The organism is Corynebacterium sp. p3-SID1761, assembly GCF_055862885.1.
Genome location: NZ_JBSQBJ010000002.1, coordinates 40,764 through 66,094 on the forward strand (window position 1 = coordinate 40,764; position 25,331 = coordinate 66,094).

Consider the following 25,331-nt stretch of genomic DNA (forward strand, 5'->3'; position numbering starts at 1 on the left):
TGCGCACTTTTGGGCTGTGCTGTGTCACGAAACGTATGAAAAGTGACACGCCACGGCCCAAAGCGGGCTGCGATTGCGGCAGCCCTGGCTACCGAGCCTCGATGAGTCTCAGCACCGAGCCCTCGCAAACCAACGAACAAACACAAAAAGGGCCACCCCACCTGGGGTCACCTTTACCGGCACCGGCCCTGGTTTGTGGCGCGCGTCGTGGCAGGTGCCGGCCCTGCTAGTACTGGCCCGCCCGCTGAGCCTTCAGGTTCAACGCGTGGCGGACAGCTTGCTGAGAGGGATCAAGCTGTTACCGTCCTGCAGAGCCCAGAACTCCTCGCCACTGAGGTTAGAGACACCCAGTGCGCGTGCGGCGGCATCGAGGGACTCGTAGGTGTTGACACCGTCGATAAGCACTTGCCCATCGGCCGTAACCACGGCGTCGACGTCCCAATCCGGGTCGACCGGATCGAGAAGATCGTCTTCCTTCAGCAGACCTGCCTCGATAAACTCCTGCAGGCTGCGGCCTTCCGGAATCTCTACCTCAGGCATCGGCTCCGAATGGACCCCTGAACCATCGGAAATCTGCCCGAAAGCGTCGCGGATAACTTCGGCGATAAGTGAACGGCGCTGTTCCAAAAAATCCTCATACGCCATGTTCTCCCAGCCCTTTGGCAACGCGTGCCAGTACATTTGCAGCGTGAGCCAATTCTCTCCCTGGGAACGTTGTGCAACCAGCTCCGGCCAGTACTCAGCCGGAGCCCGGTCAGAAATCTTGATGTTCGTCGCCCAGTCCGTCGGGGCGAAGTTTGCAGCCTGGTTGATGCGTTTAAAATCGCGGGTGCCGAGGACCTCCTCTTGGTACTTGCGCGGGAAGAGGTGGTGGCCCTCCGTTCCCTTCCGCGCGGGCTGGGTCGGATCCATCCAATCCCGAACACGCTCATTCAACATGAACATCTTCGCATCCAGGATGTTCAACGCAGCCAAGTAGCACTGGTAGTGAGGGGACAAAGCAGACCCGGAGGTGATCAGCCGTTGTGGCAGGTTGTATCGCCAGAAGTCTTCCGTGAGCTCGGTAGCAATAACCCGATCAAGAGCAGCTTCAAAGCCGTCGGCGTTACCGGGATCAATTCCGCCGATCAGGTCAATATCCTTCTGGATCTGAGTTTCGGAGGAACCGGTGTAACGCCCCGTTAGCTGCGCCATGAAGAGCCAACGGGCGACGATCGCACGGAGGCGAGAAAGCTCAACATTGAAATCCGTGCGGCCCAGTAGGAAGATCACGTACGCGTAGATGATGTTCATGCTCGAGGTGACGTTCTTGCCTGACCGGAACCCGGCGGTTTGAATCGATCGGATAAATTCCGTCCAATTCACCTCATCGGTCACCAGCGGGAGAGCCTGCTTCAATAGCTCAAGCTGCTGTTCCTGTCGTTCGGGGTCCACACGCCCCGTGTGGCGATCCTTGGCCTGAAGCGCCGAGTAGGCATCGCTGAGGCGACCACGGCGTTGACCGATTGCCACTATCGCGCGAGTAATCAGTCCGTTGTTTAGGGAGATGTAGTTGTTGTACGCGGTCCAGCGAACTGGCCGCTTCAGCTCGCTAGAGGCGTGAGCAGGGGACATCCTCGAGTTTCGCGCGAATGCCTCAATTTGCTCACGGCCCTCCGGCCAAAAGACACTAAGCCAGGTGAGGATGTAGTCATAGGCCTTAAGGCGAACACCCTCGGAGTTGATGCGCACGAAAACATCGGCAACGAGGCGCTTATCGGCGCTGGCATCGAGGTGAACAACATTAAAGGTGTAGTTGTTTAATGCCACTAGCTTGCTAAAAACTATTTCGATCTTTTCGTGTTGCTCCTCCGTCAAATCAGCCCCAGTGGCCTCGAAGCGTTTGATGAATTCCCGGCGTGCCTGAAACGGGCTCTTGAATACGGTCGAGATGTCGTCGATCCATTCTGGAGACTTTGTGATGGGAGGTGTACGCACCTCAAACTTCTCGCTGAACGGGTTGAACGCAATGCGGATGAGCTTCTTCTTGTAGTCGTGATCCCGAACTTCGTGGCCCATGATCGCGGCGTACAAACTGGTGAGTCGCTGCTGCCCATCAATAATTTGGTGCGACCCGGTGAACTGCGTTCCTTCCCCGAGCGCGCGCGATTCGTCCTGAGCTGCCACGTCCCAAAACATCAGCTCTCCGACCGGGTAACCGCGGTACATCGAATCGAACAGGTCGCGCACCTTCGCGGATGGCCACACGAAAGGCCGCTGCAGATCTGGCAATTGGATCTTCCCGGAATGAATGTCAGCAACGAGCTGGGAGACCTGCCACGAGATCGTTTTAAAGATTGAAGCCACGAAGAAAAGTCCCTTTCAGGCATTTTGTTAGTTGCTAGGCCACCTAGCGATGCGGAGGTTAAGCGGGCCGCCGATGGCTCTTCTTCGTTCAGGCTACCCGCAGTCCGTGCGAGCTCACTGCAATTTTGCCTGCGAAATTGGCACGCTGCTTCGGGCCGGGGCGCACTTTTGCGCCGTGCTGTGTCGAAAAACGTCCGAAAAACGACACGCTACGGCGTAAAGCACGTCGCGCCTGCTTTAGCCCCGGCCACCGATCCTGGCTAAGCCCCGCTCCGTTGCTTGAAACAGCATGCTTTTGACGCGATCAGCCCCGTATCACCATTGCAACGCGCACCGAACTTACCAGCACATGAAAACACCCGCCAGCGCGCGGCGGGTGTGTATGCATCTCAACCAGGGGGACAGCTAGGAAGCTTCTTCTTTCGAGCGATCAAAGGCCAGCAAAATCAGGCCGGCAGCAACCCAGCAGCACAGGACAATCCACGGGCGCGTCGCACCGGCGCAGTCGAAGAAGCTCAGCGACCGCACGAGGTGGCCGGTTGCACCGATCGGCATGAGCTGGCCGAGCGTGGACCAGCCAGCAGGCAGTAGCCACGGACCCGTTGCTAGGCCGGACAGCGGGTTGGCGACAAAGATGGTCAGCACTGCGCCCAAGCCGGCACCCGGTACGCCCAATAGTGCGCCAAGCCCCGCGGTCACCGAGGAAGTCGCAGCGATCCCGAGGGCAATCGCGAGCCATTCCATGCCCACGCTGCCAGCCAGCGTGCCGTAGATTCCGTGCAGCATCCACACCGCTGCACCAGCGCCGAGAACCGCCACACCAGCGATGACCGCAGCCTTCAACCACTTGTGGCCGCGCAGTAGAACGGTCGCGAGCATGCCCGAGATCACGCCACCGAAGGCCAGCGGTAGGCCGAGCAGTGCGAGCCCCTGGGCCTGCGGGTCGTCCTTCGTGGTGGGGGCGAGATCCTCCGTGTTCACCTTCATCCCAGTGGCCTGCATCTTCTGGCTCACGCCGTTGAGCATCTGCACATACGGTGCGCCGTTGCCGGATGCAGTGTATACGGTCGCGCCCTTCGGTCCGACGGAGATCGCACCGACCGCGTCCCTGTCACGCACCATCTGCTCGACTTCTTCCTGCGAGTTCACGGTGATGAAGTCCGGATGCTCATCCTGTTGTTCTGCCTGAGAAATCAGTTTTTGAACAACCGGCTCTGGTCCCGTCACTGCAACTGGAACGCCGTCCGGTCCGGAGCCAAAGGTGGGAGCCAGGAAGGCCCAGAGCATCAGACCCATGATGATGGGAAGGCCGAGGATCAGCCCAATAGTTTTCTTCATGGTGCCGTTCACGCGCATATCGGATGCGCTGGTACGGCCTGTTTCTGTGGCGTCTGGGTGCGCCGTCGATGTTGTCATGATCCCCTCTAAGTGGAACATCGTGTTTCGGTTTGTCTATTCGGATCATACTGTTCCACTTTTTGTGTTGTCAACGGTAGAGTTTCAAATATGCGAAAATATGCTGCTGAAAACCGCCAAGCGATCGTCGAGGTAGCCAGTGTGCTCATCGCCCAGATGGGCCCAGACGTATCGCTAAGAACCATCGCCAAGGAAGCGGGCGTCGGTGTAGCGACAGCGAGTCGCCACTTTCCCGATCGCGATGACCTCTACCGAGCGGTGCTGGAACGCGCCATCGATAAGATGCGCGACCTTGTCGATCGCCACGTCCCACAATTCGACGATGACCCTGAAGGGGCGTGGCGCTCCGCGATCAAAGAGATGGTGGACATGAATTTTGCCGCAGTAGGCCAAGAGATCGTGCCCGTGCTGGTTTCACATATCGACTCTGAGGAACGGGAACTCCGTTTCGAAGAGGTCCGCTCCTTGTACCGCCCGTTGCTTGCGCAAGCAGAAAAATACGGGCTGTTCCCGCAGGGGATCGACGTCATGAACTTCCACTTCGGCATCATCGCCATCTCACGGCCGCTCCCGGCGCCGGGTGAGGAGATGTTTGCAGCCGCGCGAGAATGGCTCGTGGACGTATTCATCAACGGACTACGCGACCCACATCGCGCAGCCGAATAACTGCAGCGACAGCACAGGCGCAGGGGGAGGGGAGTCCACCCCGCCCGGGGCAACCGCCCACCAACAGCAAAAGGCCCGGAAGCTACCAACAGCTTCCGGGCCACGCGCTAGATCAGCAACTAGCAGTCGTAGTACATCTCGAACTCCTGCGGCGTCGGGCGCAGGCGAACCGGTGCGATCTCGTTGTCGTACTTGTAGGCGATGTAGGTATCGATCAGGTCGTCGGTGAACACGCCGCCCTCGGTCAGGAACTCGTTGTCCTCCTCCAGAGCCTTCAGGGAAGCCTCCAGGCTGGTCGGAGCCTGCGGGATGTCCTTAGCCTCCTCCGGCGGCAGCTCGTACAGATCCTTGTCGACCGGAGCGTGCGGCTCGATGCGGTTCTTCACACCATCCAGGCCCGCCAGCATCATGGCGGCGAAGCCGAAGTACGGGTTACCACTCGGGTCCGGAGCGCGGAACTCGATGCGCTTTGCCTTCGCGTTGGAGCCCGTGATCGGGATGCGCACCGCTGCAGAGCGGTTACGCTGCGAGTACACCAGGTTGATCGGAGCCTCGAAGCCCGGGACCAGACGGTGGTAGGAGTTCAGCGTCGGGTTCGTGAAGGCCAGTACCGCGCCAGCGTGCTTCAGGATGCCGCCGATGTAGTAGCGGGCGATGTCGGACAGGCCAGCGTAGCCGGACTCATCGTAGAACAGCGGTTCGCCGTCCTTCCACAGCGACTGGTGGGCGTGCATGCCCGAACCGTTGTCGCCAGCCAGCGGCTTCGGCATGAAGGTCGCGGACTTGCCGGCCTGCCAAGCGGTGTTCTTGATGATGTACTTGAAGGACTGCAGGTCATCCGCCGCGTGCAGCAGGGTATTGAACTGGTAGTTGATCTCCTGCTGGCCACCGGTGCCCACCTCGTGGTGCGCGCGCTCCAGCTTGAAGCCAGCGTTTGCCAGGTTGCGGGACATATCGTCGCGCAGGTCCTGGTAGTGATCGTACGGTGCGACGGGGAAGTAGCCGCCCTTCATGCGGGTCTTGTAGCCCAGGTTGGTGGAGCCGTCCGGGTTGATCTCTGCGCCACGGTTCCACCAACCCTCAACGGAATCCAGCTCGTAGAACGCGCGGTTCGTCTCGGTTTCGTAGCGCACGGAATCGAAGAGGTAGAACTCGGCCTCTGCGCCGAAGAAGCAGGTATCCGCAATACCGGTGGAGGCCAGGTACTGCTCTGCCTTGCGGGCAACGTTGCGCGGGTCGCGGGAGAACGGCTCGCGGGTAAAAGGATCGTGGACGAAGAACTTCACGTTCAACGTCTTAGCCTTACGGAACGGATCGATCCGGGCAGTCTGCAGATCCGGCAGCAGGTTCATGTCCGACTCTTCAATGGTCGTGAACCCACGGATGGACGAACCGTCGAAGGCCAGGCCCTCCTCAATCGCATCCTCGTCGAATTCCGAAGCAGGGATGGTGAAGTGCTGCTCGATACCGGGCACATCGGTGAAGCGAACGTCCACGAACTCGACGTCATTGTCCTTGATGTACTTGACGACTTCTTCTGCACTCTTGAATGACACTGTAATTTCTTCCGTTCCTTGCAGTGGGAATCTCAAACTGTTGCGACAATATATAAAAGCAACACCATCGATCCTACGCATACTGGTCGAAGGTTCAGGCAAAAATATACAAAATTATGCCACCAACATGGGGGACGCTAGGCTCTAAACCATCATGAGTGAATCGCGTAGCTGGCTTGAAGGCCCCCTTGTTCCAGGCGAAAACGAAGACCTCGCCGAACTGAGTCCATACCCCGGTGCCCGCCTCGGGCTCCCCAAGGACGGACCTGGTTCTCTTTCCCCCTTGTTCCCCCGCATCGGTGCCCTGGCCATCGACTGGCTGGCCTGCTACGCCCTGGCGTGGTTTGTCGTCTCCATGACTTCCGCGCTGGGCGATTCAGCTACTGCCACGATCATCTTCTTTATTGTGTGGCGCATCCTTACCGTCTGGCTGTTCGCCCAGTCACCCGGGCACGCCGTCCTAGGCATCGGTGTGGCTCGCATTGATCAGCCCGACCAGCGCGTAGGCCTATGGCGCGCAGTAGTCCGCGCGCTGCTGACGGTCTTCTTGTTCCCCCCGATTATTCAAGATACCGATGGCCGTGGCATGCATGACCGCGCCACCGGCACCGCGGTCATCCGCACCCGCTAGGGGTTACTTCTTTCCGCGCTGCGCTGCGCGACGGGCACGGCGATTCATGCCGGACATCTTTGCGCCCTTCGGCATGGGGCCCTTCGGCATGTTGTTATTCGGGCTGCTTAGTCGCGAGATCGACTCGACCTTGGAGTTAAGGGCGTCAACCTCATTCTTCTTGATGTTGCGTGGCATGCGCATCAGGTGGTTCTGTAGCTTCTTTACCGGCACCTGCCCCTCTTCGTTGCCGACGATGACGTCGTAAATGGGGGTTTTGCCGAGGATGCGGGCGAGCTTCTTCCGCTCCTGCGCCATCATCGGCTTCAGTCGGTGCGGGGAGCCCTCGCCAACCAGCACGACGCCGGGGGTGCCTACCACGCGGTGTACGGCGTCCATGTGGGTGTTGGACGCCACGCCGGTCTCCGTAATCCACTTCATGCCTACGCCATCACGCATGTTGGTCAAAGCCCATGCAGCGGCTCCCGCTTCGCCCTCAATCTGGTCGTACACGCCGGTTTGCAGACGACGGGAGAATGTCCACATTGCCGCGATGACGCCGATGAAGATACCTACGATCAGGTTCAGCCACCACCAGCCGAACACCAGGCTAAGTAGCAGCATCAGCACAACGGGAATCAGGAAGGCCAACACCATGAACGGGATAAGCTTCTTATCCCGTCCCTTCTGTAGCTTAAAGGCTTGCCACAGCTGGGAGCGCGTCTGCTTGCGCTGCTCCTTCTTTGCAGCCTTGGCGGCCTTCTTGTCTTCCTTGACTCTTACGTCCTTTTTATCCTTCGCCATGGACTTAACAATAAGGCATGAATAAAGGCGGGGCGAAAGTGCCCCGCCGTGGATTCACTGGCAGCCTTGGTCAGGCTGCTGGTGTAGGAGCCGGCCTAGCGGCGCGAAGCGGTAACGGGCGTATCTTCCGAAGCTCCGTAGCGCTCCAAGAGGGTAGAGGCCTCCTGGGAGGTAGTGGAATCCAGGGTGTCCTCCAGGTGCTTCAGGTTCTCTGGGATAGCCTCGCCACGCGCCTGCTTGGCCTGTGCGTATAGGCGGCCAGCGCGGTAGGAAGAACGCACCAACGGGCCGGACATGACGGCCTTGATGCCCAACTCGTAAGCGGCATCGGAGTGTTCCATGAACTCCTCCGGCTTCACCCAGCGCTCAATCGGGTGGTGCATGGAGGACGGGCGCAGGTACTGGGTGATCGTCAGAATATCCGTGCCGGCATCGGCCAGATCCTTGATCGCCGCGCGCACCTCCTCCTTCTTCTCGCCCATGCCGAGGATCAGGTTGGACTTCGTCACCAGGCCGTAGTCGTGTGCTGCCTGGATGACTTCCAGGGAGCGGTCGTATTTGAAGGCCGGGCGGATACGCTTAAAGATGCGGGGGACGGTCTCCAGATTGTGTGCAAACACCTCCGGCTGAGAATCGAAAACGACCTTCAGCAGTTCCGGGCGGTTGGAGAAGTCCGGCGTCAGGTTTTCCACGCCCGTGTTGGGGTTCAGCTCGTGGATCTTCTTGACGACCTCGGCATACAGCCATGCACCTTCATCGTCGAGATCATCGCGGGTCACGCCGGTGATGGTGGCGTAACGCAGTCCCATCTCGCGCACATTCTCCGCCACGCGGCGCGGTTCATCCCGATCCAGCGGGGACGGGCGGCCAGACTTAATCTGGCAGAAGTCACAGCGTCGCGAGCAGGTATCGCCACCGATGAGGAACGTCGCCTCGCGGTCTTCCCAGCACTCGTTGATGTTGGGGCAGCCAGCCTCCTGGCACACGGTGTGTAGGCCAGCGCCCTTCACGCGATTTTTAATGTCCCGATACTCCGGGCCGACCTTGGCAGTCGTGCGGATCCACCGAGGCTTCGACTCGATGGGGGTTTCGGCATTCTTCGCCTCGATGCGGAGCATCCGGCGTCCATCTGCGGTCACACTCATGGCGACTAGCCTACGCCGGGGGTATCTAGGAATCCACCTGCAAGTCGCCGTTCAGCGCGTCGACGAGATGCTGGGCGAGCAGCGGCTGGGCGTCAGAAACACTAACCTTGCGTCCCAACTCTTCGGTAAGGGTCGTGACCCCTGCGTCCGCCAGTCCGCAGGGCACAATGTGGTCGTAGTATTCCATGGTGTTGTCGCAGTTCAGGGATACACCGTGCATGGTCACGCCGCGGGTGACGCGGATGCCTATTGCGGCGATCTTTCGTGCGGGCTTGAGCTCGTTATTGATGACGCCCGCAGGCAGCCATACGCCTGAACGTCCTTCAACGCGGCCCGTGCCATGGAGGCCCAGGTCTTCGCAGGTTTGGATTAGCGCCTGTTCGAGGCGGCGAACGTAGTCGACTACGTCCACCGGGTCGGCAAGTTGGATGATGGGGTAGGCGACTAGCTGGCCGGGGCCGTGCCAGGTGATGCGTCCTCCGCGGTCGACGTCAACGACTGGTAGGCCGTTGGTAGGTCGGTCGGAATCTTGGGTGCGTTTGCCGGCGGTGTATGTCGGCGGGTGCTGGAGGAGAAGGATGGTGTCGGGGATTTTGCCCTCGGCGCGCTGAGCGGCGAGATCCGCCTGGAGGTGCCAGGTGGATTCGTAGTCGACGGTGCCGAGGTCGCGGATGTCGATGTCTGCGGCGGGGGCGCTGGTTGGCGTGTCTGCGCCAGGTGTGGTGGCTGGTGTGCCTGCGGTAGGTGTGGTGGCTGGTGTGCCTGCGGCGGGTGTGGTGGCTGGACTACATGCGCCGAATTTGCTGATTGCATTGGATTTGCGGATGCTACCTTGCTGGAATCCCATGGTGGCGATAGTACTCCAGCGGTTAAGGGCCTTGGATCTGGTGGTGCTGGTAAGGGCGTAGGTGGTGAGCGCTGTCTGAGGGTGAGCATTGTCAGAGGGTGGGCATTGTCGGAGAGTGATCACTGTCGGAGTGGTTAAGCACCTTGTAGGTCACCATGTGCTCGTCATTTGCGGCCGAGAAACGGACGAATGTCGTTGAATCGGGATTCTGCAAAAATGGAACCCGGATTCAATTATTCTGAAACTCTCTGACCTGCACGTTTGGATAAGTGGGAATAGTTGTCTTTAACAGATTCCCGATCTAACGACATTTGGGGGTCTGGGCACCTACTGTGACCGGGCTGAGGGTCTGTCTGGCAAGGCTGGTGAGGTTGGTGGGGCTGGTGAGGCTGGTGGGAAGTGGCAGGAAAGGCCGCGCAATGCAGAACGCCGACCCCGCGGGAAGCGGGGTCGACGCTTTGCCAGGATAGCTGGAACTTAATGGCGGGCAGCAGCTAACAGCCTAGAGCTCCAGATCCTCGGTGAAGTCCGAGTTCTCCAGGCGATCGCGCAGGGTGGACATGAAGCGACCTGCATCGGCGCCGTCAATCACCTGGTGATCGTAGGTCATCGGCAGGAAGACCATCTGGCGGATGGCGATAGCTTCGCCGTCATCCTCACTCAGCACAACCGGACGCTTCACAATGGCACCCGTGCCGATCATGGCAGCCTGCGGCGGAACCAGGATAGGAGTATCGGTCAGGGCTCCCTCAGAACCGATATTGGTGATGGTGAAGGTGCCGCCGGACAGATCATTCGGCTTCAGCTTCTTGTTGCGCGCACGGTCAGCAATGTCCACGATGGCCTTGGCCAGCTCCGGCAGGGACAGATCCTGCGCATCGTGGATAACCGGGCTCAGCAGGCCAGCCTCCGTATCCACGGCAATACCCAGGTTCACCCGCTCGTGGTAGGTCATTTCCTTGGTCTCTGCATTGTAGGAAGCATTGACGTTCGGGTGGGAGATCAGCGCCTCGACCGCTGCCTTCGCGAAGAACGGCAGGTAGGTCAGGTTCACACCGTGCTTATCTGCAAAGGCCTGCTTGTTGGCCTTGCGCAGTTCTGCGATGTGAGTCATGTCGACCTCGTGAACCTGCGTCAGCTGAGCAGCAGCGTGCAGGGAATCCAGGGTGGTCTTTGCGGTGATCTCGCGGATACGGCTGACCTTCTTGGTCGTGCCACGCAGCTCCTGCTTGGCCGGGTCGACCTTGTAGGAGGAAGCACGCGGACCAGCTGGGGAAGCGGACTTCGCAGAGGAATCAGATGCAGCGGAGCCAGATGCGGAGGTGCCTTCCGCCGCTGCCAGGATGTCCTGCTTGCGGATACGGCCGCCGACGCCGGTTCCCTCGACGCTAGACAGATCGACGCCATGCTTTTCAGCAAGCTTGCGTACCAGCGGAGTGACATAAGGGAGGTTGCCCTCGGCAGGCTTCGACTTCTTTGCATCCGTCTCGGAGGACTTAGCTTCGGCCTTCTTCTCAGCCTGCTTAGCCTCTGCCTTCTTCTCCTCGGCTTGTGGCTCGGCCTTGTCCTCAGCCTTCTTGTTCTCGGCCTTCTTCTCCTCAGTCTCGTTAGCTTCGTCAGACTTGTCGTCCTGCTTCTTGTCCTCGGACTTGGAGCTGGATGCACTGGCGTTTTCGTCGCCGATGCGGGCGATGACTGCGCCGACGTCGACAGTGTCGTCTTCGTTAGCCAGGATTTCCACCAGGGTGCCGGCGACCGGGGAAGGAATCTCGGTGTCGACCTTATCGGTGGAGACCTCCAGCAGTGGCTCGTCGACCTCAACCTTGTCGCCGACCTTCTTCAGCCACTGGGTGATGGTGCCCTCGGTGACGGACTCGCCGAGCTCCGGCATGGTGACGTCCTCCGCCTCGCCGGAAGCGGAACCAGAGTTATCGGAAGCCTCGTCAGTCTTCTTCTCCTCGGCCTGTGGCTCGGCCTTCTCCTCAGCCTTGTTAGCTTCGTCAGCCTTGTCGTCCTGCTTCTTGTCCTCGGACTTGGAGCTGGATGCAGTAGCGTTTTCGTCGCCGATGCGGGCGATGACTGCACCGACGTCGACAGTGTCGTCTTCGTTAGCCAGGATCTCTACCAGGGTGCCTGCGACCGGGGAGGGGATCTCGGTGTCGACCTTATCGGTGGAGACCTCCAGCAGAGGCTCGTCGACCTCAACCTTGTCGCCGACGCTCTTCAGCCACTGGGTGATGGTGCCCTCGGTGACGGACTCGCCAAGCTCCGGCATGGTGACGTCCTCGGCCGCGCCGGAGCCAGAGCCGGATTCAGCGCCAGAGTCGTCAGAGGACTCGGACTCGGAGTCGTCGGAGTCGGACTTCTCAGCACCGGACTCCTCGGCAGCGTCGCTGGAATCGTCGTCGCTGGAGCTGTCGGCGTCAGAACCAGAAGGCTCCTCGCCCTCCTCGCCGATTTCCGCGATGACGGCACCGACATCCACGGTGTCGTCTTCCTCGGCAATAATCTTCAGCAGCACACCACTCGCGGGGGAAGGGATCTCCGTATCAACCTTGTCGGTCGATACCTCAAGCAACGGCTCGTCAACGGAGACCTTGTCTCCGACCTTCTTCAGCCACTGAGTAACGGTGCCCTCGGTTACGGACTCGCCCAGTTCGGGCATTTCGACGGAGTACGCCATGGTGTTTGAAGCTCCTCAAGCTAAACGAAAATCAGCTGTGGTTATTTGGTTGAAATACTACATAAGTCTACGCGCCTTGACCCACCACCGTTGTCTGCCCCCTCACCCCTTCTTTGTTGACGCCACCTCACGCCCCGCGCACCTTTGGGGAACCGCTGGGTCCGTGAACTAGAATCGCTAAGCGTGTTTAATCTTTTCGGCCGGAACAAAAACAGCTCCACCAGACCACCGCGTGCACCGGGGGAGACTATCCGACCCAAGGACCTCAGTTACCTCCAGCAATGGGCGGGGGCACGCCGCGGCGTGGAAGGCTTCGTGGAACCCGAGACAATCGTTAACGAGATGTCCGTGGTGCTGGTCGATAGCGAAGGGGAGTGGACGCGTCGCCGCATCGGCGGGCCGAAGGGAATCGATAAGGTGGCCCAGGCTGTGGGGATTCCGCTGTATTTCGCGGAGGAGACCGGCTATCCGCAGCGGATGCGCGATCGCATTGAGCGCGATCGGCTCATCCAGAAGCGTCTGGAACAGCGCGAACGGCGCGCCCAATTCGAGCAGCGACGCAGCGAGCTAGAGGGCGATTAGCCCCTGCCTAGCCCTTGAACGCTAGCCCTTAAGCGCAATGTCTTCCAGTGCCGCGATGATCGTGCGTACTGGAGAGCCGGTGGCGCGCTTCGGTGTGTAGCCGTAGGGGGCGCCATCGTTGTATGCCGGGCCAGCAACGTCAATGTGCACCCACTGCACGCCTTCGGGGACGAACTTCTTTAGGTAATGGCCGGCCACGGACATGCCACCCCAGCGGTTACCAGAGATGTTCTTGATATCTGCCACGTCAGATTTCAGCGCTTCGCCCAGCTCCGCGGGCAGGGGCATGGGCCAACCGGCATCGCCGACCCGCTGGGAGACCATCGCCACCCGGTCGCGGAAATCCATAGAACCCATAATGCCTGGCGTGCGTTCGCCCAAGGCCACAATCTGTGCGCCGGTCAAGGTGGCGGTTTCAATCAGGTAGTCCGGCTTGTCCTCGCAGGCTCGCACGATTGCGTCGGCTAGTACTAGGCGGCCTTCCGCGTCGGTGTTCCACACCTCCGTGGTGGTGCCACCGTAGTGGCGAAGCACGTCGCCTGGCCGGGTGGCATTTCCACCGGGCATATTCTCTGCCAGCGGGATGGTCGCGGTGACGTGAACGGGAATATTCAATTCGGCGGCGGCAATCACTGCTGCAACTACTGCTGCGGAGCCGCCCATGTCCGAGATCATGTTCCACATCTTTGCCGGTGGCTTGAGGGAAATTCCGCCGGTATCGAAGGTGATGCCCTTGCCGACCAGCGCCACACGTGGGGAATCATCGGCGATCTTGTCAGGATTGTAGTCCAGACGCACCAGGCGCGGCCCACGGGCAGAACCCTTACCTACTCCTAGAATGCCGCCGAACCCCTGCTCTTCCAGCGCTGCGTCGTCTAGCACCTCGACGCTGATGTCCGCGTGCTGAACAGCCTCGGAGATGATGGCAGCATAGCTTTCGGGGTACAGCACGTTGGAGGGAGTATTCACGAGGTCGCGCGCCAGTGCCACCGCGCGCACCGTTGCCAGCGCGTGCTCGAGGAGCTCTGCCGGATCCTCAGCGGTTAGCACCTCGATCGATTCAATTGCCGGGGTTGATGTCACCGACTTCAGCCCGCGGTATTCGTAGGCGCCCAGTGCATGGCCGACCAAAGCGGCTTCTGCGCCGAGAAGCCCTAGTGCACTTACGACGCGCGCACCACGTGCCTGTCCCTGTGCGCCGTCGGCACCTTCAGCAGGGTTGGCGCTGGGGTTCTTAATGTTTCGCGACGCCACGCCTGCGGCCACGCGGACGTCTTCCGCGGATACTTCATCTGCTGGTCCCATACCGATTGCCAGGATCTTCTCCGGGCCACGCACTCCATCGCCGGCCTCGACGACGCCCCCGGCGGTCTGCGGATCTTGCGTGGACTCCTGTAGCTGTGCGGAGAGGGTGCCAGTGGAAACGACATCGGTTCGCGACGCAGCTGACAGGTTCGGAACCACCGTGACTTCGCCAGCCGTGCCCTTTGCGCCTACGGAGATCAGTAGCTTCCACATTTCCAGCTGCTGTTCGGCCGTGAGGGCGTCAATAGGAGCACCGGTGAGCTCCAGACCAGCCTCACCTTCGAAGACCGGGATGACCAGCGTATCGATGACCGAGGGGGTTTCGGTCGCGCCATCGTCCAACGTGGAATTGGTTTGAACCAGCGACATCTGCGGGATGTGGCCACGGGAGGGAAGGCCAGTGATGTTGGTGGTCATAACTGTTTCGACTGCTCCTTCGAAGTCTTGGACGGCGTCTAGGACGTCGCTCTGTGCGCTGTCTTGTGCGCCGTCTTGTGCGTCTGCACAAGGTCTCTTTTCACTGTTTTCACAATACCCAGAAACAGTTGCGCGACGGCTGATGGTGTAAAAACCCTGGGGTTAATGAAAAGAATTGTTAGCTTCCTCACACTTTTCAACTGGGGCGGAGTACGCTGGTGTGCATGACTAGCACTCCGAAGACAGACTCACAGGCACAGCAGAACGCTTCTCCGGTGGAGTTCACCGTTACCCGCAACGAGAACCCGACAACGGAGGAGAGAATCGCCGAGATTCTCACCGCACCGGGGTTCGGCAACCACTTCACCGACCACATGGTTGCTATCGACTGGACGGTCGACGAAGGCTGGCACAACGCCCGTGTGGAGCCTTACCAGCAGATTCAGATGGACCCAGCATCCAGCGTGTTCCACTATGGGCAGGCCATCTTTGAAGGCCTGAAGGCTTATCGCGGTGAGGATGGCAAGATTGTCACCTTCCGCCCGGAGCAAAACGCTCGTCGTTTCCAGAACTCCGCTACCCGCATGGCCATGCCGGAGCTGCCGGAAGAGCTGTTCCTGGAGTCCCTGCGACAGATCGTGGAGATCGACCAGCGCTGGGTTCCGCAGGGAGGCGGCGAGGAATCCCTATACTTGCGCCCCTTCATGATCTCTCGCGAAATCGGCCTGGGCGTGCACCCGGCCAGTAGCTACACCTATTTCGTGATTGCCTCCCCGGCTGGCGCCTACTTCTCCGGTGGTATCAACCCCGTCAGCGTGTGGCTGTCCACTGATTACACTCGTGCCGCCCCCGGTGGCACCGGTGCGGCGAAGTTCGCTGGAAACTATGCAGCATCCCTGGCGGCACAGGCTTCCGCGCAGAAGGAAGGCTGCGACCAGGTCGTGTGGCTGGACGCAACCGAGCACAAGTACATCGAGGAGATGGGTGGCATGAACCTGGCGTTTGTCTTCGGTAGCGAAGACGGCGAGCAGGGGAGCAGTGGGGTCACGCTAGTTACTCCGGAACTGTCCGGTTCGCTACTCCCGGGCGTTACCCGCCTGTCCCTGCTGGAGCTGGCACGCGACCTGGGATACAACGTCGAGGAACGTCGTATCTCCACCGACGAGTGGAAGGAAGCTGCCAAGTCCGGAGCCATGACCGAAGCATTTGCATGCGGCACCGCTGCGGTTGTCACGCCGGTCGGCACCGTCAAGGATGAGTCCGGCGAGTTCCAGGTGAATGGTGGCCAGACCGGCCCTGTGACTATGCGCCTGCGCGAGCAGCTGACGGGCATCCAAAACGGCCGCGTCGCCGATAAGCACGGCTGGCTTTACACGTTGGTAGAGCAGGCAGCCACCGCGTAGCGCACCATAGGGAGCGCCAATACGGCGCCGAGTCCCTGGCCAGCGCCGATCTTCAAGTCCAGTAGCGGTTCCAGCCCCAGCGCATTCAGCGCGGAAAGAGTAGCGGGCTCCGTTCCCGGTGAGGCTGCCATCCACCACGCAGCCGCACCCGGCGCCAACATCTGCGCGCACAAAGCGGCAGCAGTCGCGCCCACGCCGTCGAAAATCACCGGCGTGCGGCGGACCGCGGATTGCGCCAAAATGCCCGCCATCACTACCAGATCCGCCGAACCGATTCGCTGCAAAACTCGTGCAGCTACAGCCTTGTCATCGCGCACGCGGAACATTGCGTCGCGGATAGCCGCGACCTTCGTCTTCCACGCTTCATCACTGATACCGGAACCGCGGCCGATGATCTTCACCGGCTCCACGCTGCACACGCTGCCGATCACGGCGGCGGCGACGGTGGTGAGCCCGCGCCCAAAATCGCCCAACAAAAGGATCGATGTGCCCTGGTCAGCCTCCTCGTCAGCGATCCGCACGCCACGCGCCAGATGAACGTCATACTCTTCTGGGCTCAAAGCGTCCACGGTATCGATGGAACCGGAGGGCTTATCCGGTGCGGCGTCGATAAGAGAAAGAGCGACCTGCGCCGACCTGCAGGCATCCACGAGTGGAACTTGCCCGTCGAGAATGCCGTCGCGCACCTGGGAGTTGAAATCAGCGGGCAGAGTTGAGATCTCCGGGTGTGCTTCGGCCACCCCGTGATCGCCCGTGACCAGCACCATCCGCGCAGCATCCAGCGCGGCGGCGGGAGCGGTGTTTTGGCACGCCGCCACCCAAGCCGCAATATCTTCGAGCTTCCCTAGCGACCCAGCCGGAATTCCTGCGCCAGTCGGCGCTGTGGTGCGGAGCTGCGCAGCACGACTACGAGCTGCCTCGTCCGGAGGGACGATCGGTGGGAAAGTCGGAGCGGAGGTCGAAGGTGCCATGGGGACAAGTGTAGATGCTGACTAGACGCTGTCGCCGACCTGCTTCTGCGGGGTGGGGGTGCGCAGGCGGCGGATCATAGCAGCGCGGGTAAAGGCGTACATGCCCAGCGAGAACTTGCCGTGTGGGTTATCCGGGAAGCGCTCGTTGACTTCACGGTTAACGCGGCGACCGAGCCACAACCCTTCGGCGAGCATGATGAGGAACACGACCATCATCACCAGGGAAGCCAAGTTGGCCACGTTCGGGTTGGACATGCCAAAGATCATGATGGCGATAACGAACACAGCCATCGGCAGGAAAAAGTTCATCAAGTAACGGTGGGAATCGACCCAATCGCGGACAAAGCGCTTTTCCGGACCCTTGTCGCGATCCATCATGTAGTCCTCGTCGCCAGCCATCATGCGCTCGTTGGCGCGGCGGCGTTCGCGGTTCGCCTCGTCCCGCTGGCGCTGCTTCATGGCCTTGTACTCTTCCTTGGACATGGAGGCCTTGAGCTCTTTGCGCTGCTTACGAGCCTCGCCCGGCGTTTTGGGGGCGGAGTAGGCACTACGGCGTACGCCGTGCTTGCGCTCCTGGTCGTTGCGCTTCGGGGTCGCTTTGCCCTTCTTCGGCGTATATGCCTTGGAGGTCTTTTCCTGAGACTCTGCCGCGCCCTTTGTCTCTGCTTTTGTCTCTGCGACGCCCTCGTCTGCGTCGCTAACTACGTCAGCCGTTGTGGTGGCCTTTTCCTGCTTTGTCCATGGCATTTTCACATGTAACAGGCTAGATCAGGAGCACAGAGGAACAAAACCCAAAACCCAGTGGCGGAGTTACTGCAATTAAGACTGCAATAAAGAAGGAAACAAACATGGGAATAAAGCGGACGGGCAGTGGCGTTGTGAAACAATGAAGCGTAGCTTGTGAACAAAGGCTTGTGAGTAAAGCCATTTTTGTTGAATGAGGAGGACCAACATGACTGCTCCGGAGAAGGTCACCGGTGTGGAGCTGACCGAGGCCGCTCAGCAGAAGGCCAGCGCACTGCTGGCACAGGAGGGCCGCGACGATCTTTCCCTGCGTATCGCAGTGCAGCCAGGTGGCTGCGCCGGCCTGCGTTACCAGTTGTTTTTCGATGATCGTTCCCTGGATGGCGATCTGGTTGACGAGTACGACGGCGTGAATCTGGTCGTAGACCGCATGTCTTCCCCGTACCTGGTGGGCGCGAAGATCGATTTTGCGGATACCATCGAGTCTCAGGGCTTCACCATCGATAACCCGAATGCCACCGGTTCCTGTGCCTGTGGTGATTCCTTCAGCTAAGCAGCTAGTTAATCAGCTAGCCTAGTTCGCTTAGGCTCTTAAACTATTGACGCCCCCGAGGGATGAACTCCTTCGGGGGCGTTTTGGGGTCTTCTACAGGTCGACCGGGTACTGGCGCTGATCGATCTTCGGGTGGATACGATCCTCGACAAAGATACCGTGCCAGACCATGAACGCGATGACGGTCCACAGGCGACGCGAGTGATCCGGGCCGGAGCCGGTATTCATGGCCACTCGATGCTCGTCCAGCATCTTCAAGACTTCGGCCTTGTTGAAGAGGTGGTCGGTCTGGGAAGCTTCGATGTTCTCCTTGGCCCAGCCATAGAGTTCATCGCCCGCGAGCCAGTGGCGCATAGGCACGGGGAAGCCCAGCTTCTTGCGGTGTAGAACATGCGGGGGAACGATACGTTCCAGAGCCTTACGAAGGGCGTACTTGGTAGTGCCGTGGGAGATCTTCAGTTCGTGGGGGAGAGTCTCTGCCACGTCGAAAACGACCTTGTCCAGGAAAGGCACGCGTAGCTCCAGGGAGTTAGCCATGTTGATCTTGTCGGCCTTAACCAGGATGTCTCCGCGCATCCAGGTAAACAGATCCAGGTGCTGCATGCGGGCAACCGGATCCATGTCCTGCGACTTCGCGTAAATCGGCGCGGTGACCTCGCGGTGATCCCACTCTGGGCGGATCTCGCGGAGCACGCGCTCCAGTTGCTGGTAGTTAAAGGAACGCGCATTGCCGTAGTAACGATCCTCCATCGGCATGGTGCCGCGTTGCAGCAGGGACTTGCCGCGCACGCCCTCGGGGAGCGCGTTACCCACGCTAGCCAGTACTCGCTTCAGCGGGGAGGGGATCTTGTCGAAAGGTGCCAGGCTGAGCGGCTCCTTGTAGATCGTGTAGCCGCCGAAGAGCTCGTCGGCGCCCTCGCCGGAGAGCACGACCTTCACGTGCTTGCGGGCTTCGGCTGCAACGAAGTACAGGGGAACCAGAGAAGGATCGGCCACCGGATCGTCCAGGTACCAGATGATCTTCGGAATAGCCTCGGCATATTCCTCGGGGCTCACGACCTTCACGATGTGCTCGGCTCCGATGGCGGCGGCAGATTCGGCGGCTACATCTACCTCGGAGTACCCCTCACGCTCGAAACCGGTGGTGAAGGTCAGCAGATCCGGGTTGTGACGCTTTGCCAGTGCGGCGATGGCGGTGGAGTCGATGCCTCCCGAAAGGAAGGAGCCGACCGTCACGTCTGCGCGCATGTGCTTGGCCACGGAATCCTCCAAGGCCTCCGCGATACGCTGGAAAACGGCTTCTTCATCGCCTGCTGCAACCTTCTTAACGGGGAAGCGAGGCTCGAACCAACGAGTTTCCTCGATCTGGCCACCGGGTGCCACGAAGCCATAGCTGCCGGATTCCAAACGGCGAATGTGCTTGTGCAGGCTCTCCGGCTCCGGCACGTACTGCAGATCCGTGTAGTGAGCGATTGCGCGGATATCCAGGTCGAGGTTCAACCCCAGCTGCTCGGCCATCGACAGGATGCACTTCTTCTCCGAGGCGAAAACGGTGCCCGCCTCTGTAGTGGCGATGTACATCGGCTTGATGCCGAATTGGTCGCGAGCCAGAAAGAGCTTCTTTTCCTTGGAATCCCACACAGCAAAGCCAAACATGCCGCGGAGATGATTCACCACGTCGGCACCCCAGTGGTGGAAGCCAACAACAATCGGCTCTCCGTCACCCTCAGTATTAAAGGAATAGCCCGCTTGCTCGAGTTCCTCTCGAAGCTCCACATAGTTGTAGATCTCGCCGTTAAACGTCAGTGCATAACGGTTTGGTTCGTCCTCTGGGCCCCACTGGAGTGGCTGGTGAGAGTGCTCCAGATCGATGATGGAGAGCCGGTTAAAGCCGAAGACAACATCTTGGTCGTGCCAGGTGCCACTATCGTCCGGGCCACGGTGGTGCATGCAGGGCAGTGCACCCTCTACTGCATCGACAAAGTTTTCCGCGTCGTTATTCGCCGCAATGATTCCAAGCAATCCACACATGCGTTCAGACTTTACGCGGGCGGGGTAGAGGTGGGCTAGTTGCCACGGCGGGGAAAGCTCGTTTGCTGGGGATCCCTACGTTCAAAAGTGATTTGTATTACAGAATTGGGATTCTGTGAGACTTTACAGCAACCAATGCGCTACCGAATAGCCACGCGTAACCTTGTGGCATGGCAAAAAACTTCGCAGCACAATTAGTAAAGACTCTTGAAAATCAAGGCGTTAAGCGAATCTTCGGATTGGTAGGCGATAGCCTCAACCCCATTGTGGATGAGGTTCGTCAATCCTCTATTGAATGGATCCACGTTCGGAACGAGGAATCTGCGGCCTTCGCCGCTGGTGCTGAATCCCTCGTTACCGGTGAATTGGCAGTATGTGCTGCTTCCTGTGGCCCTGGCAATACTCACCTGATCCAGGGGCTATACGATTCCCATCGAAATGGTGCAAAGGTTCTGGCCATTGCTTCTCACATCCCGAGCGTGCAGATCGGCACCCAGTTCTTCCAGGAGACTCACCCGGAGCAGATTTTCCAGGAGTGCTCTGGATACTGCGAGATGATTAACTCTGCCGCGCAGGGTCCCAAGGTATTGCACAATGCGATCCAGTCCACCCTTGCTGGCAACGGTGTAAGCGTGCTGGTTATCCCCGGCGATGTATCCTCCCAGGCGATCGAGGAAGAAGGCTTTATCGGTTCCGTTTATGCCAAGGGTCGCCCCGTGCTGTACCCGGATGCCGAGGAAGCAGCCCGCCTGGCCAAGGCTATTAACGATGCTAAGACTGTCACCTTGTTCTGCGGTGAGGGCGTCAAGAACTCCCGAGAGCAAGTGCTCAAGCTTGCGGAGAAGATTAAGTCTCCCATTGGCCACGCTTTCGGCGGCAAGATGCACATTCAGTACGACAACCCGTTCGACGTCGGTATGTCCGGTCTGTTGGGCTATGGTGCAGCCCGAGAAGCGATGTACGACGCGGATTTGCTGATCCTGCTGGGCACAGACTTCCCATACAACGACTTCCTGCCAAGCGGAAACGTGGCGCAGGTGGATATCGACGGCTCGCACATTGGCCGCCGCACAACCATTAATTACCCGGTCGTCGGTGACGTTGGAGCTGTGATTGATACGATCCTGCCTCACATCGAGGAAAAGACTGACCGTAGCTTCCTGGATAAGCAGTTGCGTAACCACGCTCGTGCACTGAACCATGTGGTGGATGCCTACACGAAGAAGGCTGGCAAGTCTAAGCCGATCCACCCGGAGTATGTGGCGGATACCATTGACCGTCTTGCAGCTGAAGATGCCATCTTCACTATCGATACCGGTATGTGCAATGTATGGGGTGCTCGCTACATCACGCCGAATGGTAAGCGCACGGAGATCGGCTCCTTCCGCCACGGCACGATGGCCAATGCGCTGCCGCAGGCACTCGGCGCACAGGCTGCGGACCGGAACCGCCAGGTGATTTCCTTCTCCGGCGACGGTGGTTTGGGCATGCTGATGGGTGAACTACTGACCGCAAAGCTCCACGATCTGCCCGTCAACATCGTAGTGTTTAACAACTCCTCGCTGGGTATGGTGAAGCTCGAGATGATGGTTGCTGGTCTGCCGGAGCATGAGACTGACCACGAGCACGTGAACTTCTCCAAGATCGCTGAGGCCATTGGCATTAAGACGATCCGAATCGAGGATCCGCAGGATGTCGAGAAGGGCATCAAGGAAGCCTTGGCTTATGACGGGCCGGTGCTGGTGGATGTCGTTACTGACCCGAACGCTCTGAGCCTGCCGCCGAACATCACCTGGGAAATGATGATGGGCTTCTCGCGCTCCGCTACGCGCACTGTGTTTGACGGTGGCGTGGGACGCATGGTCGACCTGGCGCGCGCCAACCTCCGGAATATCGGAGCGGCGGGCACAATTGAGATCAACAAGCTCTAAGCAAGAAGGGTGAGGCGCTCTGGGGAGTGCCTCTTCAGGCCTACCTATGGCGGGAGTCACACATGTGTGGACTCCCGCCTAACCCGTGTGGGGGCAATGGGAGCGGTAGCCAACCCCGAAAAGGGAATTTCCGCTTCCGTGATGGTGGCAATGTCCTGTCAATGGTCTAAGGTTCTTTAAGTGAAGTTGTTGTAAGACTATCTAACGCGCGCGAACTGCAGGTGTGCGTGAGAGCCCAGTTCTTGCAACGCAAGTGACGTGTGAATGAGGAAGGCAAACTCGCGTGGAACAGCGAAATAAGCACGGTTTGACTCGCCGTATTGGCCTCGCCGGCGTACTGGGTCTTGCTGGCCTAGTGTTGACTGGTTGTACTGTCGCCCCACCGGAAAACAAGTTCTTCGATGCTCTGCGAATGGGCTGGCCGAAGGGTATTACCCCGGAGTCTAAGGAAATGGGCAACATGTGGGTATGGGTCTGGGTTGTCGCCTGGATCATCGGCATCATCATGTGGGTTCTGTTGTTCGTCAACATGGGCCGCTCGAGCGCGAAGAAGGCTGCCAAGCGCGGTGAGGACGAGTTCCCGCGCCAGACTGGCTACAACGTTCCGCTGGAGCTCGTTCTAACCACCCTGCCAGTTCTGATCATCTGTACCCTGTTCTTCTTCAACGTTCAGACTCAGGATCGTGCGACCGCACTGGACAAGGATCCGAAGGTTACCGTCGACGTCACTGGCTACCAGTGGAACTGGAAGTTCGGCTACAGCCACGTTGCTGCAGAGCTGAACGGTGGCCAGGAGTACAAGGGCACCGACAAGGAAGCACAGGCTCGCGCCGAGGATTCCAAGAAGCCCGCTAAGAAGCTGGACAAGCACGGCGAGCAGGTTCCGGGGCCGATCCACGGCCGCGCGAAGGATGAATACAGCTACCTGAACTTCGACAAGATCGAGACCGTGGGCACCACCCAGGAGATTCCGGTTCTGGTCGTTCCTTCCGGCACTCCGATTGAGTTCAACCTGGCTTCCGCGGACGTTGTCCACTCCTTCTGGATCCCGGAGTTCCTGTTCAAGCGAGACGTCTTCCCGCACCCGGAGGCAAACCGCTCTGAGCGTATCTTCCAGGTTGAGTCCATCGATCAGGAAGGCGCGTTCGTCGGACGCTGCGCCGAGATGTGTGGTACTTACCACGCAATGATGAACTTCGAACTCCGCGTCGTTTCCCCGGAGAAGTTCGAGCAGTACATGAAGTTCCGCCAGGACAACCCTGAGGCACCGAACTCGGAGGCTCTGAAGTCCATCGGCGAGCAGCCGTACGCAACCTCCACCCACCCGTTCAATTCCGACCGCACTGGTACCAGGAACCCGGAAGAGAACCACAAGGATCGCAACGCCGCTTAAGTGGCAGCGCAAGGTTAAGAAGAAAGAGAGACAAAGCAAATGACTTCTGGTGCAAAGCTTTTCTACGGCATAGGTACTTTCTTCACCGTGGTCACGGTGTTCTACTTCATCGTTACGCACTCCGTTAGCGATGCAGGCAACGTCATGGGTGTTGAATGGGCCGGTGGCACCGGCCTCGTGATGGCAACCCTGCTGGCTTTCATGCTCGCTGGCTACCTCCACCTGACGTCGTCTAAGACCGACATTGGCCCGGATGATTGGGAAGAGGCAGAGATCGAGGACGGCGCTGGCGTGCTGGGCTTCTTCTCCGCAAGCTCCATCTGGCCGTTCTGGATGACCGTTTCCATCGTCGTGATGGGTGCAGGCCTGGCCTGGTGGCACCTGTGGCTGGTTGTCTTCGGCGCAGCAATGCTGATCTGGGCAACCACGATGCTGAACCTGCAGTATGGCCTGCCGCCGGAGAAGCACTAAACTTCACACTTCACTAGAAACTCCCCCTTTTGCCAACCCAGGAGGTTGCAGCGGAAGGGGGAGTTCTTTTGTGCTAGAACTTCCGTCCCACGATCTTTTCCATCTGCTTCCACGCAGCCCCGGATTCCAGTGCTTCCCGGGCGTGTTCTACTTGCTCAGATAGGGACTCCTGGAATCCCTTCTCCTCCCATCCGCGCACAGCCGTCAAAGCACCAGCGGCGTTAATCAAGACAGCATCCTTGATTGCGCCAGTGATTTCGCCCTTCATCAGACGCACAGCCACATCCGCGTTATAGCTAGCATCGCCACCGGCGAGGCTGCCATCTTCATAGAAGTCGAGTCCGACACTGCGAGGGTTAATGACTTCTTCACCGGTGCGACCTGCGGCGTCAACAATAACGACCTCGGTAGGAGTGCACACTGAGATTTCGTCCATTCCGTCCATGCCGCGAACGACGAGTACGCGGCTGCCCTGACGGGCGAAAGCGCCACCCATAATCGGCATGAACTCCTTGAAAGCGCAGCCAATGAGACCGTACTTGGGGTAGGCGGGGTTGGTCATTGGACCAAGGAGGTTAAAGATGGTTGGCGCGCCCAGCTGGCTGCGTACCGGGGCGGCAAAGCGCATCGCAGGGTGGTAGGTTTTGGCGAACATGAAGGCAAAACCCGTCTGGTGTGCATCGTGGCGAATGTCCTCTGGGGAGCGCTCAATATCGAGTCCCAAGGCCTCCAGCATGTCCGCACCGCCACACTTCGAACTTGCCGCGCGGTTACCGTGCTTCACTACCGGAACGCCCGTGGCGGCAACAACAAAGGAAGCCATTGTGGAAATGTTCACAGTGTGATGACCGTCGCCGCCAGTGCCGACGATATCCACGCAATTCGGCACGTCCGAAAAGTCAACTGGAGTAGCGAAGCTGGTCATTGTCTCGGCAGCGGCGGCAAGCTCGGCAGCGGTAATACCGCGCACTCGAATTCCGAAGGCAAATCCCGAAATCTGTGCGTCGGTCGCGTGCCCCTCCATGATCTGTTGCATTGCCCAGCGCACCTGCGATTCGCTTAGCTCCTGGCCATTGCCCAGTCGCCCCAGTACGCCGGGCCAGGTGAAGTAGCTTGGCGGTAGTTGTTCGGGGGAAAGACCGCTGATGTCTGCGGGACGTGGGGTAGTGGGGGCCATGGTTCTTTCGACGCGCCTTTCTGTCCTAGAAAGAAGTGATAAGCAAAATCGCTCTGTACTAACCAGTCTATTAGTTGGGTAGTAGCACGGGGAGTTTTTGGGTTGACGCCCTTACAGGGGAGATATTCGAAGGTTCCGCTCAGGTGAAAGGGGTAGGAGGGGAGCAGCCCCATCGTGGGGTATGCGGCGTGTCCGCCCTTGACGAAAGTAGGTTTTGACCTGTCGTTATGTAGCTCGTCGGATGGGGGAGGATAAAAGTTCCCGCTAACCCCTAACGGGG

The 25,331-nt window shown here is 59.4% G+C and carries 20 protein-coding genes; 8 read left to right on the forward strand and 12 right to left on the reverse strand.

What is annotated here, in order from left to right; genetic code table 11:
• Nucleotides 1-258 precede the first annotated feature (258 nt).
• Nucleotides 259-2,346, reverse strand: a complete 2,088-nt coding sequence (locus tag ACWXWJ_RS02085; RefSeq protein WP_473963403.1) for a GmrSD restriction endonuclease domain-containing protein — start codon at nucleotides 2,344-2,346, stop codon at nucleotides 259-261.
• A gap of 405 nt (nucleotides 2,347-2,751) precedes the next feature.
• Nucleotides 2,752-3,762, reverse strand: a complete 1,011-nt coding sequence (locus tag ACWXWJ_RS02090; RefSeq protein WP_473963404.1) for an ABC transporter permease — start codon at nucleotides 3,760-3,762, stop codon at nucleotides 2,752-2,754.
• Nucleotides 3,763-3,852: 90 nt separating this feature from the next.
• Here ACWXWJ_RS02090 and ACWXWJ_RS02095 point away from each other — a divergent pair, with 90 nt between their 5' ends.
• Complete coding sequence (locus ACWXWJ_RS02095; protein WP_473963405.1) at nucleotides 3,853-4,428, forward strand: TetR/AcrR family transcriptional regulator; 576 nt, start codon at nucleotides 3,853-3,855, stop codon at nucleotides 4,426-4,428.
• Between the two features lie 119 nt (nucleotides 4,429-4,547).
• On the opposite strand, the gene glnA is transcribed toward ACWXWJ_RS02095, so the two are convergent.
• Nucleotides 4,548-5,984 carry a type I glutamate--ammonia ligase gene (gene glnA / locus ACWXWJ_RS02100; RefSeq protein WP_473963406.1) on the reverse strand — a complete coding sequence of 479 codons (1,437 nt, stop codon included), beginning with the start codon at nucleotides 5,982-5,984 and terminating at the stop codon, nucleotides 4,548-4,550.
• Nucleotides 5,985-6,138: 154 nt separating this feature from the next.
• Between glnA and ACWXWJ_RS02105 the strand changes: the two genes are divergently transcribed.
• Complete coding sequence (locus tag ACWXWJ_RS02105) at nucleotides 6,139-6,615, forward strand: RDD family protein (protein ID WP_473963407.1); 477 nt, start codon at nucleotides 6,139-6,141, stop codon at nucleotides 6,613-6,615.
• Between the two features lie 3 nt (nucleotides 6,616-6,618).
• Here the strand turns inward: ACWXWJ_RS02105 and ACWXWJ_RS02110 are convergent, their stop codons facing one another.
• From ACWXWJ_RS02110 to sucB, 4 genes are all read right to left on the reverse strand, one after another.
• The gene (locus tag ACWXWJ_RS02110) at nucleotides 6,619-7,398 is read right to left on the reverse strand and encodes a DUF4191 domain-containing protein (RefSeq protein ID WP_473963408.1); all 780 of its coding nucleotides are present in this window, start codon (nucleotides 7,396-7,398) and stop codon (nucleotides 6,619-6,621) included.
• Nucleotides 7,399-7,493: 95 nt separating this feature from the next.
• Nucleotides 7,494-8,543: a lipoyl synthase gene (gene lipA / locus ACWXWJ_RS02115; protein ID WP_287862452.1), complete on the reverse strand. Its 1,050-nt coding sequence runs from the start codon at nucleotides 8,541-8,543 to the stop codon at nucleotides 7,494-7,496.
• 25 nt (nucleotides 8,544-8,568) lie between these two features.
• The gene (gene lipB / locus ACWXWJ_RS02120; protein ID WP_473963409.1) at nucleotides 8,569-9,390 is read right to left on the reverse strand and encodes a lipoyl(octanoyl) transferase LipB; all 822 of its coding nucleotides are present in this window, start codon (nucleotides 9,388-9,390) and stop codon (nucleotides 8,569-8,571) included.
• Nucleotides 9,391-9,892: 502 nt separating this feature from the next.
• On the reverse strand, nucleotides 9,893-12,073 hold the full coding sequence (sucB, locus tag ACWXWJ_RS02125) for a 2-oxoglutarate dehydrogenase, E2 component, dihydrolipoamide succinyltransferase (protein ID WP_473963410.1): 2,181 nt from the start codon (nucleotides 12,071-12,073) through the stop codon (nucleotides 9,893-9,895).
• A 183-nt stretch (nucleotides 12,074-12,256) separates the two neighbouring features.
• Between sucB and ACWXWJ_RS02130 the strand changes: the two genes are divergently transcribed.
• Nucleotides 12,257-12,655 carry an oxidoreductase gene (locus tag ACWXWJ_RS02130; RefSeq protein ID WP_293791766.1) on the forward strand — a complete coding sequence of 133 codons (399 nt, stop codon included), beginning with the start codon at nucleotides 12,257-12,259 and terminating at the stop codon, nucleotides 12,653-12,655.
• A 21-nt stretch (nucleotides 12,656-12,676) separates the two neighbouring features.
• Here ACWXWJ_RS02130 and ACWXWJ_RS02135 read toward each other — a convergent pair whose 3' ends face one another.
• A complete protein-coding gene (locus tag ACWXWJ_RS02135) occupies nucleotides 12,677-14,377 on the reverse strand; it encodes a leucyl aminopeptidase (RefSeq protein ID WP_448307183.1) in 1,701 nt (566 codons plus the stop codon).
• A gap of 224 nt (nucleotides 14,378-14,601) precedes the next feature.
• On the opposite strand from ACWXWJ_RS02135, the gene ACWXWJ_RS02140 reads away from it, so the two are divergent.
• The gene (locus ACWXWJ_RS02140; RefSeq protein ID WP_473963411.1) at nucleotides 14,602-15,780 is read left to right on the forward strand and encodes a branched-chain amino acid aminotransferase; all 1,179 of its coding nucleotides are present in this window, start codon (nucleotides 14,602-14,604) and stop codon (nucleotides 15,778-15,780) included.
• Here the strand turns inward: ACWXWJ_RS02140 and ACWXWJ_RS02145 are convergent.
• Complete coding sequence (locus tag ACWXWJ_RS02145) at nucleotides 15,747-16,751, reverse strand: nicotinate-nucleotide--dimethylbenzimidazole phosphoribosyltransferase (protein WP_473963412.1); 1,005 nt, start codon at nucleotides 16,749-16,751, stop codon at nucleotides 15,747-15,749. The two genes, ACWXWJ_RS02140 and ACWXWJ_RS02145, sit on opposite strands and share 34 nt — an antisense overlap.
• Before the next feature lie 21 nt (nucleotides 16,752-16,772).
• Nucleotides 16,773-17,498, reverse strand: coding sequence for a DUF3043 domain-containing protein (locus ACWXWJ_RS02150; RefSeq protein WP_473963413.1), 726 nt, complete (start codon nucleotides 17,496-17,498; stop codon nucleotides 16,773-16,775).
• 205 nt (nucleotides 17,499-17,703) lie between these two features.
• Here ACWXWJ_RS02150 and ACWXWJ_RS02155 point away from each other — a divergent pair, with 205 nt between their 5' ends.
• Entirely contained in the window at nucleotides 17,704-18,048 is a 345-nt protein-coding gene (locus tag ACWXWJ_RS02155; protein WP_293791760.1) for a HesB/IscA family protein, read from the forward strand.
• A 93-nt stretch (nucleotides 18,049-18,141) separates the two neighbouring features.
• Here ACWXWJ_RS02155 and asnB read toward each other — a convergent pair whose 3' ends face one another.
• Nucleotides 18,142-20,079 (reverse strand): asparagine synthase (glutamine-hydrolyzing), encoded by a 1,938-nt coding sequence (asnB, locus tag ACWXWJ_RS02160; protein WP_448307178.1) that lies wholly within the window; start codon nucleotides 20,077-20,079, stop codon nucleotides 18,142-18,144.
• Between the two features lie 170 nt (nucleotides 20,080-20,249).
• Here asnB and ACWXWJ_RS02165 point away from each other — a divergent pair, with 170 nt between their 5' ends.
• The 3 genes from ACWXWJ_RS02165 (at nucleotide 20,250) to ctaF (ending at nucleotide 23,874) form a co-directional block, all read left to right on the forward strand.
• Nucleotides 20,250-22,010 carry a pyruvate dehydrogenase gene (locus tag ACWXWJ_RS02165; protein ID WP_293791367.1) on the forward strand — a complete coding sequence of 587 codons (1,761 nt, stop codon included), beginning with the start codon at nucleotides 20,250-20,252 and terminating at the stop codon, nucleotides 22,008-22,010.
• Between the two features lie 283 nt (nucleotides 22,011-22,293).
• Nucleotides 22,294-23,403 carry an aa3-type cytochrome oxidase subunit II gene (gene ctaC / locus ACWXWJ_RS02170; protein WP_293791366.1) on the forward strand — a complete coding sequence of 370 codons (1,110 nt, stop codon included), beginning with the start codon at nucleotides 22,294-22,296 and terminating at the stop codon, nucleotides 23,401-23,403.
• A gap of 39 nt (nucleotides 23,404-23,442) precedes the next feature.
• Nucleotides 23,443-23,874 carry an aa3-type cytochrome oxidase subunit IV gene (ctaF, locus tag ACWXWJ_RS02175; RefSeq protein WP_448307173.1) on the forward strand — a complete coding sequence of 144 codons (432 nt, stop codon included), beginning with the start codon at nucleotides 23,443-23,445 and terminating at the stop codon, nucleotides 23,872-23,874.
• 73 nt (nucleotides 23,875-23,947) lie between these two features.
• Here ctaF and trpD read toward each other — a convergent pair whose 3' ends face one another.
• Nucleotides 23,948-25,051, reverse strand: coding sequence for an anthranilate phosphoribosyltransferase (gene trpD / locus ACWXWJ_RS02180; protein WP_473963414.1), 1,104 nt, complete (start codon nucleotides 25,049-25,051; stop codon nucleotides 23,948-23,950).
• Nucleotides 25,052-25,331 lie beyond the last annotated feature (280 nt).

Bases quoted from the DNA above. Each gene is read 5' to 3' on its own strand.
- ACWXWJ_RS02090 (WP_473963404.1), bottom strand. From the start codon at position 3,762: ATGACAACATCGACGGCGCACCCAGACGCCACAGAAACAGGCCGTACC.
- ACWXWJ_RS02095 (WP_473963405.1), top strand. From the start codon at position 3,853: ATGCGAAAATATGCTGCTGAAAACCGCCAAGCGATCGTCGAGGTAGCC.
- ACWXWJ_RS02105 (WP_473963407.1), top strand. From the start codon at position 6,139: ATGAGTGAATCGCGTAGCTGGCTTGAAGGCCCCCTTGTTCCAGGCGAA.
- ACWXWJ_RS02110 (WP_473963408.1), bottom strand. From the start codon at position 7,398: ATGGCGAAGGATAAAAAGGACGTAAGAGTCAAGGAAGACAAGAAGGCC.
- lipA (WP_287862452.1), bottom strand. From the start codon at position 8,543: ATGAGTGTGACCGCAGATGGACGCCGGATGCTCCGCATCGAGGCGAAG.
- lipB (WP_473963409.1), bottom strand. From the start codon at position 9,390: ATGGGATTCCAGCAAGGTAGCATCCGCAAATCCAATGCAATCAGCAAA.
- sucB (WP_473963410.1), bottom strand. From the start codon at position 12,073: ATGGCGTACTCCGTCGAAATGCCCGAACTGGGCGAGTCCGTAACCGAG.
- ACWXWJ_RS02135 (WP_448307183.1), bottom strand. From the start codon at position 14,377: ATGACCACCAACATCACTGGCCTTCCCTCCCGTGGCCACATCCCGCAG.
- ACWXWJ_RS02140 (WP_473963411.1), top strand. From the start codon at position 14,602: ATGACTAGCACTCCGAAGACAGACTCACAGGCACAGCAGAACGCTTCT.
- ACWXWJ_RS02145 (WP_473963412.1), bottom strand. From the start codon at position 16,751: ATGGCACCTTCGACCTCCGCTCCGACTTTCCCACCGATCGTCCCTCCG.
- ACWXWJ_RS02150 (WP_473963413.1), bottom strand. From the start codon at position 17,498: ATGCCATGGACAAAGCAGGAAAAGGCCACCACAACGGCTGACGTAGTT.
- ACWXWJ_RS02155 (WP_293791760.1), top strand. From the start codon at position 17,704: ATGACTGCTCCGGAGAAGGTCACCGGTGTGGAGCTGACCGAGGCCGCT.
- asnB (WP_448307178.1), bottom strand. From the start codon at position 20,079: ATGTGTGGATTGCTTGGAATCATTGCGGCGAATAACGACGCGGAAAAC.
- ACWXWJ_RS02165 (WP_293791367.1), top strand. From the start codon at position 20,250: ATGGCAAAAAACTTCGCAGCACAATTAGTAAAGACTCTTGAAAATCAA.
- ctaF (WP_448307173.1), top strand. From the start codon at position 23,443: ATGACTTCTGGTGCAAAGCTTTTCTACGGCATAGGTACTTTCTTCACC.
- trpD (WP_473963414.1), bottom strand. From the start codon at position 25,051: ATGGCCCCCACTACCCCACGTCCCGCAGACATCAGCGGTCTTTCCCCC.